At 66.7% G+C, this 11,748-nt stretch carries 11 protein-coding genes and 1 tRNA gene; 6 read left to right on the top strand and 6 right to left on the bottom strand.

Annotated features, from left to right (window positions below):
• Positions 1-1,374 carry an adenylosuccinate lyase gene (gene purB / locus QYR03_RS09700; protein WP_301979038.1) on the bottom strand — a complete coding sequence of 458 codons (1,374 nt, stop codon included), beginning with the start codon at positions 1,372-1,374 and terminating at the stop codon, positions 1-3.
• 96 nt (positions 1,375-1,470) lie between these two features.
• Complete coding sequence (gene purD / locus QYR03_RS09695; protein WP_301713186.1) at positions 1,471-2,739, bottom strand: phosphoribosylamine--glycine ligase; 1,269 nt, start codon at positions 2,737-2,739, stop codon at positions 1,471-1,473.
• A gap of 31 nt (positions 2,740-2,770) precedes the next feature.
• Here purD and QYR03_RS09690 point away from each other — a divergent pair, with 31 nt between their 5' ends.
• Positions 2,771-3,193, top strand: a complete 423-nt coding sequence (locus QYR03_RS09690; protein WP_301713185.1) for an HIT family protein — start codon at positions 2,771-2,773, stop codon at positions 3,191-3,193.
• 158 nt (positions 3,194-3,351) lie between these two features.
• Here the strand turns inward: QYR03_RS09690 and QYR03_RS09685 are convergent, their stop codons facing one another.
• The 3 genes from QYR03_RS09685 to QYR03_RS09675 form a co-directional block, all read right to left on the bottom strand.
• Complete coding sequence (locus tag QYR03_RS09685; protein WP_259850380.1) at positions 3,352-4,839, bottom strand: cell wall metabolism sensor histidine kinase WalK; 1,488 nt, start codon at positions 4,837-4,839, stop codon at positions 3,352-3,354.
• Positions 4,839-5,552 carry a response regulator transcription factor gene (locus tag QYR03_RS09680; protein WP_259850379.1) on the bottom strand — a complete coding sequence of 238 codons (714 nt, stop codon included), beginning with the start codon at positions 5,550-5,552 and terminating at the stop codon, positions 4,839-4,841. The genes QYR03_RS09685 and QYR03_RS09680 overlap by 1 nt, the downstream gene beginning before the upstream one ends.
• 274 nt (positions 5,553-5,826) lie before the next feature.
• A tRNA-Thr gene (locus QYR03_RS09675) sits at positions 5,827-5,902 on the bottom strand.
• A gap of 121 nt (positions 5,903-6,023) precedes the next feature.
• Here QYR03_RS09675 and QYR03_RS09670 point away from each other — a divergent pair.
• The 5 genes from QYR03_RS09670 to QYR03_RS09650 are packed head-to-tail and all read left to right on the top strand — an operon-like array spanning position 6,024 to position 10,669.
• On the top strand, positions 6,024-7,637 hold the full coding sequence (locus QYR03_RS09670; RefSeq protein WP_259850483.1) for a threonine/serine exporter ThrE family protein: 1,614 nt from the start codon (positions 6,024-6,026) through the stop codon (positions 7,635-7,637).
• A gap of 48 nt (positions 7,638-7,685) precedes the next feature.
• Positions 7,686-8,111, top strand: coding sequence for a histone (locus tag QYR03_RS09665; protein ID WP_301713183.1), 426 nt, complete (start codon positions 7,686-7,688; stop codon positions 8,109-8,111).
• Positions 8,101-9,411, top strand: a complete 1,311-nt coding sequence (locus QYR03_RS09660) for a trehalose-6-phosphate synthase (protein WP_259850372.1) — start codon at positions 8,101-8,103, stop codon at positions 9,409-9,411. Before QYR03_RS09665 ends, QYR03_RS09660 begins: the two co-directional genes overlap by 11 nt.
• Positions 9,408-9,845, top strand: a complete 438-nt coding sequence (locus QYR03_RS09655) for a hypothetical protein (protein ID WP_259850371.1) — start codon at positions 9,408-9,410, stop codon at positions 9,843-9,845. The genes QYR03_RS09660 and QYR03_RS09655 overlap by 4 nt, the downstream gene beginning before the upstream one ends.
• Complete coding sequence (locus tag QYR03_RS09650) at positions 9,842-10,669, top strand: trehalose-phosphatase (protein WP_259850369.1); 828 nt, start codon at positions 9,842-9,844, stop codon at positions 10,667-10,669. The genes QYR03_RS09655 and QYR03_RS09650 overlap by 4 nt, the downstream gene beginning before the upstream one ends.
• Here QYR03_RS09650 and QYR03_RS09645 read toward each other — a convergent pair.
• The gene (locus QYR03_RS09645) at positions 10,629-11,741 is read right to left on the bottom strand and encodes a LacI family DNA-binding transcriptional regulator (RefSeq protein ID WP_259850368.1); all 1,113 of its coding nucleotides are present in this window, start codon (positions 11,739-11,741) and stop codon (positions 10,629-10,631) included. The genes QYR03_RS09650 and QYR03_RS09645 overlap by 41 nt on opposite strands.
• Positions 11,742-11,748: the final 7 nt, after the last annotated feature.

Genomic DNA, 11,748 nt, shown 5'->3' with positions numbered 1-11,748 from the left:
CTACAGGATCTCTCCCGGAGTGTATCCAGCGGCCTCCGGGTACTTGTTCGCCCAGGTCTGGATGCGGGCGAGAACATTGTCCACCTGCGATTCCGCCGCGCCGATGAACGCGTGGCGGTCCTTAAGCGCTTCCTCCAGCTGCTGCTGGTCGAGCGGCAGACGGTCGTCGCCCGCGAGGCGCTCGACTAGGTTCTGCTCCGCACCGTTTTCGCGCATGTCCAGCGCCATCGCCACGGCGTGCTCCTTGATCACCTCGTGCGCGGTTTCGCGGCCCACGCCTGCGCGCACCGACGCCATCAGGATGCGCGTGGTAGCCAAAAACGGCAGGTAGCGGTCAAGTTCGCGCGTGATCATCGCCGGGAAGGCACCGAATTCCGCCAAGACGGTGAGGAAGGTCTCCATCATGCCGTCGATAGCGAAGAACGCGTCCGGCAGCGCCACGCGGCGCACGACCGAGCAGAACACGTCGCCCTCGTTCCACTGCTGGCCAGCGAGGTCGCCCACCATGGTGAGGTAGCCGCGCAGAATCACCTGGAAGCCGCCGACGCGCTCGCAGGAGCGGGCGTTCATCTTGTGCGGCATCGCCGACGAACCGACCTGCCCCTCTTTGAAGCCCTCGGTTACGGTCTCGTTGCCGGCCATGAGGCGGATGGTGGTGGCCAAGCTCGATGGGCCCGCACCCAGCTGCACCAGCGCGGAGACCGCGTCGAAATCAAGGGAACGCGGGTAGATCTGCCCCACCGAGTCGAAGATGCGCTCGAAGCCCAAGTGCTTCGCGATGGCCTGCTCCAACTGGTTCAGCTTCGCCTCGTCCCCGCCGACCAGGTCGAGCATGTCCTGCGCGGTGCCCATCGGGCCCTTGATGCCGCGCAGCGGGTAGCGGCCCAACAGGTCTTCGACACGGTCCAGAGCCACCAGCATTTCATCGGCTGCCGACGCGAACCTCTTCCCCAACGTCGTCGCCTGCGCCGCCACGTTGTGGGAACGGCCCGCCATCACCATGGAGCGGTACTCGCCCGCCCGGTTGCCGATCGCGTTGAGCACCGCCACCGCACGACCCCGCACCAGCTCGAGCGAACGGTAAATCTGCAGCTGCTCGACATTCTCCGTCAGGTCGCGGCTGGTCATTCCCTTGTGGATGTGCTCGTGGCCCGCCAGCGCGTTGAACTCCTCGATGCGCGCCTTCACGTCGTGGCGGGTGACCCGCTCGCGCTCGGCGATGGAGTCTAGGTCGACCTGATCCACCACCTTCTCGTAGGCCGCGATCGCGTCTGCCGGGATGTCGATGCCCAGGTCGCGCTGCGCGCGCATCACCGCGATCCACAGCTGGCGTTCCAGGATGATCTTGTGCTCCGCGCTCCACAGCGTCGCCATTTCGGCCGACGCGTAGCGGTTGGACAGGACATTCGCATTACGGGGTTTCGAGTCAGTCACGCGCCCCATTATCGCACGCGCCCCGCACCGGGGCAGCTAGACCGTGATCGTGCCCTCGATCGCGGGCCGGGCGATGTCGCGGCGGTAGAACGAGCCGGCCAGATCGATCTTCCCGATGGTGGCGTACGCCTCTTCCACCGCCTCTTCCAACGTGGCCCCGGTGCCGAGGATGTTCAGCACACGGCCGCCGGCGGACACATAGGCGTCGCCGTCGCGGGAGGTGCCGGCGTGGAGGACGTGGGAGGCGTCGTCGATAAGCGTGCCTGCGGCGGTAATCACGTCGCCCTTGCGCGGGTTGGCCGGGTACCCCTCGGCGGCGAGCACGACGGTCACCGCGAACCCGTCCCGCCAATCCAGCGGCCCGATGGTGTGCAGCGTGCCGGTCGCGGTGGCATGGAGGACCTCCGCGAAAGGGGTCTCCAACAGGGCGAGCACGGCCTGCGTCTCTGGGTCGCCGAAACGGGCGTTGAACTCGACGACGGCCGGGCCTTCGGCACCCCACGCCAAACCGGCGTAGAGGAGGCCCGAATACGGCGTGCCGCGGCGGACCATCTCGGCGGCGACGGGCGCAACCACTTCGTCGACAATGCGCTGCACGCCGTCCGCCGGCAACCACGGCAACGGCGTGTAGGCGCCCATGCCGCCGGTGTTCGGTCCCTCGTCGTTGTCGTAGGCGCGCTTGTGATCCTGCGCGGGCAGCAGCGGCACGACGGTCTCGCCGTCCACGAGGCAGAACAGGGAGACCTCGGGGCCTTCGAGGAAAGACTCGAACAGCACCGGGTTGCCGGCGGCCAGCACCGCCTCGGCGTGAGCCTGGGCCGCGGCGCGGTCCGGGGTGACCACGACGCCCTTGCCGCCGGCCAGGCCATCGTCCTTGACCACGTAATTGGGTCCGAACGCGTCGAGCGCGGCCGGGACATCCGCGACATCCGTCACCTGGCGCGCATCGGCGGTGCGCACACCGGCGGAGGCCATGACATCCTTCGCGAACGCCTTCGAGCCCTCCAGCGCCGCGGCGGCCTTAGACGGCCCGAAGACCGCGAAGCCGGCCTCCCGGAGAGCGTCGGTCACTCCCGCGACGAGGGGCTGTTCCGGGCCCACGACCACCAGGTCCGCCCCGATGGACTGCGCCAGCTCCACAGTCGCGCCGGCATTAGTCACGTCGAGGCTGTGCAGCTCCGCCAGGCGCGCCATACCGGCGTTGCCCGGCGCGGCGTGAAGCTCGTGCGGGTCAGTTTCAGTTCCTGCCAGTGCATGGAGAAGGGCGTGTTCACGGCCGCCCGAACCGATCACAAGGATGCGCATGCGGCCCATAGTATCGCTACCCTTGGCGGGCATGAGCACAGTCTTCACCAAGATCATCAACGGGGAGATCCCCGGCCGTTTCGTGTACCGCGACGAGACCGTCGCCGCGTTTTTGACCATCGAGCCGATCGCGTACGGCCACACGCTCGTGGTGCCGGTCGCCGAGGTGGACAAGTGGACCGACCTGGACCCTGCGGTCTGGCTGCACGCCAACGAGATCGCCCAGGAGATCGGCAACGCCGTGATCAAGGCGTTCGATTCCGAGCGCGCTGGCTACCTCATCGCCGGTTTCGAGGTTCCGCACGCGCACATCCACGTGTTCCCCGCCAACGACATGTCGGGCTACAGCCTGCAGAACATCATGCGCGCCGACGACACCGACGCCGCGGAAATGGACGCCGCCGCCGCGAAACTGCGTGCGGAGTTGGGCACCGGCGAGGACGGCCGCCGCTAGGCACCAGACACGGGCCGGGGCTCCGTGGATCTAGATTCACTTTTTGTTAGAGCAACTAAAACTGGCCTGGGCTTTCAAGCTGCGGGACTCGGGCGAATGGAATCTAGATCCACCGGCCCCAAAAATGGCCCCCCAAACGAGCCCAACCTAGGCCGCTCTTAAGCCTTATCCGGCTGACCCGCAGAACCACCCGCACCGTCTGCACCGCCGACTCCACCGACACGCATCCGGGGCAGGCTCACCGTGAACTTGGAGCCCTTGCCCGGCGCGGACATCACGGTGACTGCGCCGCCGTGCTGCTCGACGATGGACTTCGTGATCGCGAGCCCCAGCCCCGAGCCGCCGGCGCTCTTGGAGCGGTTGCGGGAAGAGTCGGCGCGGTAGAAACGCTCGAAAATGTGGTCCGCGTCCTCCGGGGCCATGCCGCAGCCGTTATCGATGACGTCGATGTACACGTTGTCCAGGTACCCGCGCAGCTTGATGGTCACCTCGGCATCGTCGCCGGCGTGCTTGAACGCGTTGCTGACCAGGTTCAGCAGCACCTGGTGGAGACGGTCGGGGTCGCCGGAGACGAGTGGAATGTCCTCGGCGTCGTTCTCGACGGCCAGCACACGCCCGGGGAAAGCGGCGCGCGCGGAGCTGCTCACCGACAGCACCAGTTCGAGCACATCCACCTCGCGCAGGTTCAAGCGCGTTCCCTCCGCGCGGGTGAGCGCCAGGAGATCCTCGACCAGCAGCTTCATGCGGGCGGACTCCTCGTCGATCTTGCTGAGCACCATGTCCGCATCGTCGGTCGCGCCCGCACGATACAGCTCGGTGTAGCCGCGCACGCTCGTCAGCGGGGTGCGCAGCTCGTGCGACGCGTCGCCGACGAAACGCCGCATCTGCTCTTCTTTCGCCCGCGACTCGTCGAGAGTCTCCTGCAGCTGGCTGACCATCGTGTTCATCGCGTAGGACAAGCGCCCGAACTCGGTGTCGCGTGGCCACGCGGGCGCACGGCAGTCAATGTTGCCGTCGGCGATCGCCAGCGCGGTATTCTCCAGATCCTTCAGCGGCAGCAGCGCGCGCCGCACGAAGAACGTTCCGGCCGCGCCCATCATGCCCAGCACAAGCACGCTTATCGACGCCAACACCGCCGCCAACGCATCCAGCATCTCGTTTTCTTGGTCGAGCGACTTAGCCACCACCGTCGACGTGCCGTCCGGCGCCTGCACAGCGATCACGCGGAAACGCAGGTCCTCCTTCTGGTCGAAAAGGCAGTCAGCGCCGACAGTGCGGGGACGCCGGTCGAACACCAACTCCGACAACCTCGGGTAGCAGCCGCCGATATTGTCGATGCGCGGCGGTTGCCCCGGCACCGCCGTCATGAGGATGTACTGGCTGGGCAGATACGTGTCCGGGGAGGAACTGCGGATGTCGGGGCTGAGAGCCCACGTCGTCAAGCCTCTGCGCAGGTCCTTATCCACCTGCTCGTACATCTGGTCCCGCGTCAGCCCCCACACAGCGAAGGACATTCCCATCAAGCCCAAGCCGGAAATGACCATGAGGATAACGAGCAGCCGGGTGCGCAGCCGGAACCTGGGCACCCGAGTCGGGGCCAAGCGGGAAACCTTCGCCGGGGCGACCTCTGGTCTCGGCGAAGCCATTACTGGCGCGGTGTGCGCAGCACGTAACCCACGCCGCGGACCGTGTGGATCAACGGCGTGTCACCGGTGTCCACCTTGCGACGCAAGTACGAGATGTAGGACTCCACCACGTTGCCGTCGCCGCCGAAATCGTAGTGCCACACGTTGTCCAAGATCTTCGCCTTCGACAGCACCACCTCGGCGTTCAGCATCAGGTAGCGGAGAAGGTTGAACTCCGTCGGGGACAGCTCGACGATCTGGCCGGCCTTGGTGACCTCGTGCGTGTCGTCGTTGAGCGTCAAATCTGCGTAGCGGATCGTGGAATCCTCCGACTCCCCGTCGGTCACGTTGCCGCGGCGCAGGATCACGCGCAGACGGGTGATGACTTCTTCGAGGGAGAACGGCTTCGTCACATAGTCGTCCGCGCCGATGGTCAGGCCGTGGATGCGGTCCTCCACGCCATCCTTCGCCGTCAGGAACAGGACCGGCGCGTCCAGGCCCTCGCTGCGCAGCTTCGCCAGAAGCTCGAAACCGTCCATCCCCGGCATCATCACGTCGAGGATGTACGCCTCGGGCTTCAGCTCGCGCGCCATCTTCAGCGCTTCCTGCCCCGACTCTGCCGACTCGACCTCGAAACCCTGGAATTTCAGGGACACGGTGAGCAGCTCGACAATATTCGGCTCATCGTCGACGACGAGAACCCTGACATTTTGGGGAGTGGGCGTATCAGCCATGACAGTCACTTTCTTCCTTGCACAACTTGGACATGGTGACGTCTACGGCAACCGAGGCCCCGTCGGCCTTCGAGCGGACGTCACGCAGGAACAGACCTATTTAACAAGCGGGGGCTGAACGTTTCCTGTACGTCCACTGTACCCCTGTATTGGCTTGCGGGGGAGTTCGTCGGGACCCCTCCACCGCCGCCCGGAAAACGCGGCCGCTGCGGTCCACGGTTCCGCCTGAAAAACGTCAACCCCAGCCAACGTGCACGTTGAACTGGGGTGTCCGTGGAGCTGGAGACGAGACTTGAACTCGCAACCTACGGTTTACAAGACCGTTGCGCTACCGATTGCGCCACTCCAGCACTGCGCGAGATTCTACAAGCAGAACAGCCCGGTCCACAAAAGGGGTCTCTCCTCGCGTGGAGCAGCGGGGACAGATAGTGTGACGGTGTGGCAACGGTGTTCAAGAATATGCGTGAGACGATGCGCACCAATACCCCGGTGGCGACCATCGACCAAGCGCGCACGTCCCCGCCGCCGTCGGTTCTGGCTCCTGTCGACCTGACAGACCCCGCCCAGGTCGCGGCCGTGATGACGATCGGCGCGCGCGTCGGCGAAATCCTTATCTCCAACGGCACGACCAGTTCGGACGCGAAGGCCCAGATTCACGCCGTGACGTCTTCGTACGGTCTGCACTACTGCCATGTGGACATCACGATGAACACCATCACGATCAATTCCGTGATCGGCACCGTGCGCAAACAGCCGGTGAACGTCTTCCGCGTGGTCACGGACATGTCGGAGAATTTCTCCAAACTCCAGGAGGTCGACCGCCTGATCCGCTCGATCCGTGCGGGCGCCACCCCGCCGGAGACCGCGGAGAAGATTCTCGACGAACTCGACGCCGCGCCGCCCCCGTACTCCAAGTGGGTGTCCATCGCGGGTTGGGCGCTCATGGGTGCCGCGATTGCGATCCTGCTCGGCGGCGACCTGCTTATGTCCGCACTGGGGGCCGTCACCGCTTCCCTCATCACAGTGATCAACGCGTGGATGGGCAAAAAGCAGCTGCCGTACTTCTACCACTGCGTCGTGGGCGGCTTCGTGGCCACCGTGCCGGCGGCGGTCTTCTATACACTGGCGACGCGCGCCGGCACCACGATCGTGCCCAGCCAAGTCATCGCGACGGGCATCGTCGTCCTGCTGGCTGGCCTGACACTGGTCCAGTCGCTGCAGGACGGGGTCACAGGTTCGCCTGTCACCGCCAGCGGCCGCTTCTTCCAGGCCATCTTGTTCACCGGCGCGATCATCGCCGGTGTGGCTGGCGGCATCCAGGTGGCGGACATGTTCGGCGCAGGTCTGCCACCGATCGAGACGCAGCCGCCTACCCCGACGTACCAGTCCGCGATTGTGCGCAGTTTGGGCGGGGTCTTCGCCGCCGCCGGCTTCGCCCTCGCCGTGTACGCGGAGGTACCGGCGATCATCGCCACCGCAGCCACCGCTTTCTTCGGCGGTTTCACCTACTACGCCTTCCTCATCCCGTTCGGTTCTGGGCGCCTTTTCGCCACTGCGGTGTGCGCGGTCATGGTCGGTCTCGCCGGTGGTCTGATCGCCCGCCGCTACCTGATCGCCCCGTTGATCACGGAGGTCGCCGGCGTCACGCCGTTCCTGCCGGGTTCCGGTGTCTACCGCGGCATGTACGCCCTGCTCAACGACCAGACTGTGCTCGGGTTGAACAACATCTTCCTGGCTGTGAGCACCTGCATGGCCCTCTCCGGCGGCGTGGTTCTCGGCGAGTGGATCGCCCGCCGCATCCGCCGCCCGCAGACCTTCAACCCCTACCGCGCCTTCCGCGCCGCGGGCCGCATCACGTTCCAGCAGATCCGCCGCGCCGAGCAGGCCGCCGCGAAGCTGCGCGCGGAGCAGGTCGCCCGGAACCAAGCCAAGAAAGAGATGGCCAAGCAGCAGCCGGCGAAGAAACAGGCAGCCAACAAGAAGCACCCGAACCTCAAGAACCCGCTGGCGCGGAAGCACCCCAAGCAGCCGGGCAAGCAGAGTCCAGGGACGCTGCCCAGCGCAGGCGGCGATGGCGTAGAATAGACGGGTCATTACTGTTCACCGCCAGGCAAGACCCTCAGGAGGTTTTTCGTGCCCCCAAAGATCACCGACAGCCGCCCCAACCCGGATGCAGCCGTCCACACGGTCGAGGAGCAGACGGCCTCCGGCGCGCGCCGGATCGTGTCCACGTACGCGGAAGATCTTGTCGACGGTGTGACGCTCATGTGCATGCTCGGCATCGAGCCCCTGGGCTTGGTGTACAAGCAGTTCGCAGAGGACTTCGAGGCCGAGATCGCCGAGGCTGAGGAGGAAGGCTCCTCCGCGAAGAAAGCCACTAAGAAGGCTGCGAAGAAGAAGTCCACGAAGAAGGCAGCCAAGAAAAAGGCGACGAAGAAGACCGCCAAGAAGGCTTCGAAGAAGAAGTCCACTAAAAAGACCACGAAGAAGACGGCGAAAAAAGCCGCTAAGAAGACCACGAAGAAGGCAGCCAAGAAGTCGTCCAGCGATGAGGGATAGCCAGTTCGTCGTCGTCGCCAACCGCTTGCCGGTCGACCATGTCGGCGGGAAGTGGGTGGCGTCGCCGGGCGGACTCGTGGCGGCTTTGTCGCCCGTACTCAAGGCGAATCAGGGCTGCTGGGTTGGCTGGCCCGGGGAGCCGGGAGCGAGCTTCGAGCCGTTCGACAACGACGGCGTCACTCTCCGCCCCGTGCAGCTTGACGACGATGACTACCACCTCTTCTACGAGGGCTTCTCCAATTCCACGCTCTGGCCGCTGTACCACGACCTGATCGTCACCCCGATCTACCACCGCTCCTGGTGGCAGCAGTACCGCTCGGTCAACGAGAAATTCGCGCGCGCGGCGGCCGATGTCGCGGCGGAAGGCGCCACCGTCTGGGTGCAGGATTACCAGCTCCAGCTCGTCCCGGGCATACTGCGCGAGCTCCGCCCGGACGTGACCATCGGGTTCTTCTTGCACATCCCCTTCCCTGCTCCGGACTTGTTCCGGCAGTTGCCGTGGCGCGACGAGGTCCTCCGCGGCCTGGAAGGCGCCGACCTGATCGGTTTCCAGCGCACGCGCGACGAAGCCAACTTCCGGGAACTCGCCACCGCGGCGCCGCGTACAGGCACGTTCCCCATCTCAATCGACACGTCGGGCTTCGCGCGTGCCGGCGACAACGCAATCGCCGAGGTCCGCGGCTCCGTCGCCAACCCCCGCACCTTGATGCTGGGCGTGGACCGGCTCGATTACACCAAGGGCATCCTGCAGCGCCTCACCGCGGTCGAAGAGCTTCTCGACGAAGGCCGCCTCGAGTCCGTCGCCATGATCCAGGTAGCCACACCATCGCGTGAGCGCATCGCCAGCTACAAGAAAACCCGCGCGGGCGTAGAAGAGGCGGTCGGGCGCATCAACGGCCGGTACGGGAAGCTCGGCAACCCGGTCGTGCACTATGAGCACCACTCGGTGCCCAAGTCCCAGCTGCGGGACTACTACTCCGCCGCCGACATCATGCTGGTCACCCCGTTCAAGGACGGAATGAATCTCGTGGCCAAGGAGTACGTCGCCTGTCACCCGGACGGCAGCGGCGCACTCGTGCTGTCCGAGTTCGCCGGCGCGGCAGTGGAGCTGGACCGGGCGCACCTGTGCAACCCGTTCGACATTGAGTCGGTGAAAGGGGCGATTATGGGGGCCGTCGACAAGCAAAATAGCCCTGAGGCGCGAGATGCCATGCTGGCCATGAATGCGCAGGTCCTCGAGCACGATGTCGCGCACTGGGCCGATTCATTCCTCGGCGCGCTGCGGGAGGTGGAGCGATGAAACGCGTCCTCCCGGTAGCCGCCTGCCTGTTGCTCGCCGGCTGCTCCCCCGCCCCCGACCACGTCCTGGGTGGACGCACGTGGGAAGTCACGGCCGTCTACACCGACCCCGACACCCCCGGTGCTGTGCCCGCCGACGCAGCGGGCCGCGCACTCGTCGTCTTCGGTGCAGAGTCGCTCACCGCGCGCACCGCCTGCGCGCCCCTGCAGGCCGGAGCGGACATCAGCGACGGCGAGGTGCGTCTCAAGGGGGTGCGCGTCGGGGACGTGCGCGAGGACTGCATCGGCGGTTCCCGCCGCGTCCACGACCAGCTCACCGGGCTGCTCACCGAGGGCGCGGAATTCGACATCGCGCATCTCACCGACGACGTGATCACCCTCAAGCTGCGTTCCGACGCCCTCGACCGCCCCACCATCAAGTTGGTCGCCCAATGACGCTGCCCGACCCGCGCACCGCCCTCGACCGCCTCGCCGGCGCTGAAACGTTGCTGGTCTGCATGGATTTCGACGGCACCATCTGTCCCCTGGGCACCGACGCGTACGCCGTCACCCCCGACCCGCGCGCGCTTGCCGCGCTGGAGACCCTCGCCGGGCTGCCGGGCACGGGCGTCGCCATTCTCTCGGGCCGCCACCTCGACGGACTGCGCCGGGTCTGCCCGCTCGGCCCGCCCGTCACCCTCGTCGGTTCGCACGGCGCCGAACCGGCCTCAGGCGGGCCCACACTCAGCGACGACGACCGCGCGTACCTCGCGCGGATCCAGGACGAACTCGCCCCGCTTATCGACGCCCACCCCTCCGCCTTCATCGAAATCAAGCCCTACCAGCGCGTCCTGCACGTGGCGAAACTCGCCGCCGCCGACCCCGACACCGCCGCCTCGCTCCTCGCGCGGGCCAGGGAGATCCCCACGGACGGCCGACCCGTCACGCCCGGACACAACGTTCTGGAGTTCTCCGCCGTCGACATCACGAAGGGCACCTGGCTCGCCGCCGAGAAGACCCGGTACGCAGCGACCTTGTTCGCCGGCGACGACGTAACCGACGAGACCGCGCTCGAAGTCCTCGACACGGGTGCGGGCGCGGGCGCGAGTGCGGGACCAGATGTCGGCGTCAAGGTCCGGCCCGCCAAGGCTTCCGGCGCCGCTGCTCCTGCCGCATGCTCAACCACTGCCACTGCCGCGAGCCACCAGCTCGGCTCCGTCGCCGAGGTCGCGGATTTCCTCACCGAGCTCGCGGCGGCGCGACAGTCTGCCCGCGGCTGAATTCCGTCGGCAGAAGAATGCGCGGCGGCGTTGCTTCTGCTTCCCCCGCGGCTTCGGTCAGCTCGGTCAGCTCGGTCAGCTCGGTCAGCTCGGTGAGCACCTTCCCCACGGTCTCCCCTTTGAGCTTGTTGGGCTGCACGACTGTCGTGAGTCCCCGGGCGAGCGCTTGTTCAACGCCGTCGAAACCCGTGACGGACACATCGCCGGGCACGTGGAGGCCCGCCCGGGCGCAGTAGTCCAGCACCCCCAACGCCATTGAGTCGGTGGTGCAGAGGACGGCGGTGAGGTGGGGGGAGGCATCGAAAAGCGCGCGTGCGGCATCGACTGCTGAGGCGTGGTCGTTGAAGTGCCGCGTCACGATGGGCACCTCTGAGATGCCCGCCTCCGCGAACACCTCCAGCGCCCCCTGGATGCGGCCGCGCTGGACGTGCATGTCGGCAGACGCGACCTCCGCCGGGGTGACGGCACCCTCGCGGGACTCGTCGCTGAACAGCCGCTTGCCGACGATCCCGATCCGCTCATGCCCCGCCTCCACCAGCGCCCGCGCCGCCGGCTTGACCGCCTCCGCGTCGTCGATACCCACATACGCGCCGCCGCCGGACGGGTACGGCTGATCGCACACCACCACCGGCACCCCGCGGGCGCGCACTGCCGCGAGATGGGGCTCGGACTGGGGGACGGAGTAGACGACGAAGGCGTCGACAAGCGCGCCCGCAATGAGCGGGCTGATTCCCGTGCCCTGGTTCGGGCCGAGCGGAATGAGCGTCAGGGCCGTGCCCGCCCCCGCAGAGCTCTCCGACAGCCCAGCCAGGAAATCAATCGACGCCTGGTCCTCAAACGCGTAGCCCAAATGCTCCGTCAAGATCACCCCGACGGCCCCCGCCTGGCGCGTCCGCAGGCTCCGCGCCGTCGGGTCCGGCCCCGTGTAGCCCCGCGCCCGCGCCACCGCCAGGATCCGCTCCCGCAGCTCCGGCGACAACTGATCCGGGTGGTTGTACGCATTCGACACCGTCGTGCGGGACACCCCCACCTCCGCCGCGATCGATGCCAGCGTGCCCCGTCTTTGCGCCATGCAGCTA

The organism is Corynebacterium sp. P4-C1, assembly GCF_030503595.1.
Classification (GTDB): domain Bacteria; phylum Actinomycetota; class Actinomycetes; order Mycobacteriales; family Mycobacteriaceae; genus Corynebacterium.
Note: the sequence above shows the minus strand (reverse complement) of the source record. Positions and strands in the feature narration are given on the sequence as shown.

Excerpts from the sequence above, each read along its gene's own strand:
- QYR03_RS09690 (WP_301713185.1), top strand. The coding sequence starts at position 2,771 with ATGAGCACAGTCTTCACCAAGATCATCAACGGGGAGATCCCCGGCCGT.
- QYR03_RS09670 (WP_259850483.1), top strand. The coding sequence starts at position 6,024 with ATGCGCACCAATACCCCGGTGGCGACCATCGACCAAGCGCGCACGTCC.
- QYR03_RS09660 (WP_259850372.1), top strand. The coding sequence starts at position 8,101 with ATGAGGGATAGCCAGTTCGTCGTCGTCGCCAACCGCTTGCCGGTCGAC.
- purD (WP_301713186.1), bottom strand. The coding sequence starts at position 2,739 with ATGCGCATCCTTGTGATCGGTTCGGGCGGCCGTGAACACGCCCTTCTC.
- QYR03_RS09685 (WP_259850380.1), bottom strand. The coding sequence starts at position 4,839 with ATGGCTTCGCCGAGACCAGAGGTCGCCCCGGCGAAGGTTTCCCGCTTG.
- QYR03_RS09650 (WP_259850369.1), top strand. The coding sequence starts at position 9,842 with ATGACGCTGCCCGACCCGCGCACCGCCCTCGACCGCCTCGCCGGCGCT.
- QYR03_RS09655 (WP_259850371.1), top strand. The coding sequence starts at position 9,408 with ATGAAACGCGTCCTCCCGGTAGCCGCCTGCCTGTTGCTCGCCGGCTGC.
- QYR03_RS09680 (WP_259850379.1), bottom strand. The coding sequence starts at position 5,552 with ATGGCTGATACGCCCACTCCCCAAAATGTCAGGGTTCTCGTCGTCGAC.
- QYR03_RS09645 (WP_259850368.1), bottom strand. The coding sequence starts at position 11,741 with ATGGCGCAAAGACGGGGCACGCTGGCATCGATCGCGGCGGAGGTGGGG.
- purB (WP_301979038.1), bottom strand. The coding sequence starts at position 1,374 with ATGGCGACGCTGTGGAGCGCGGAGCACAAGATCATCCTGGAACGCCAG.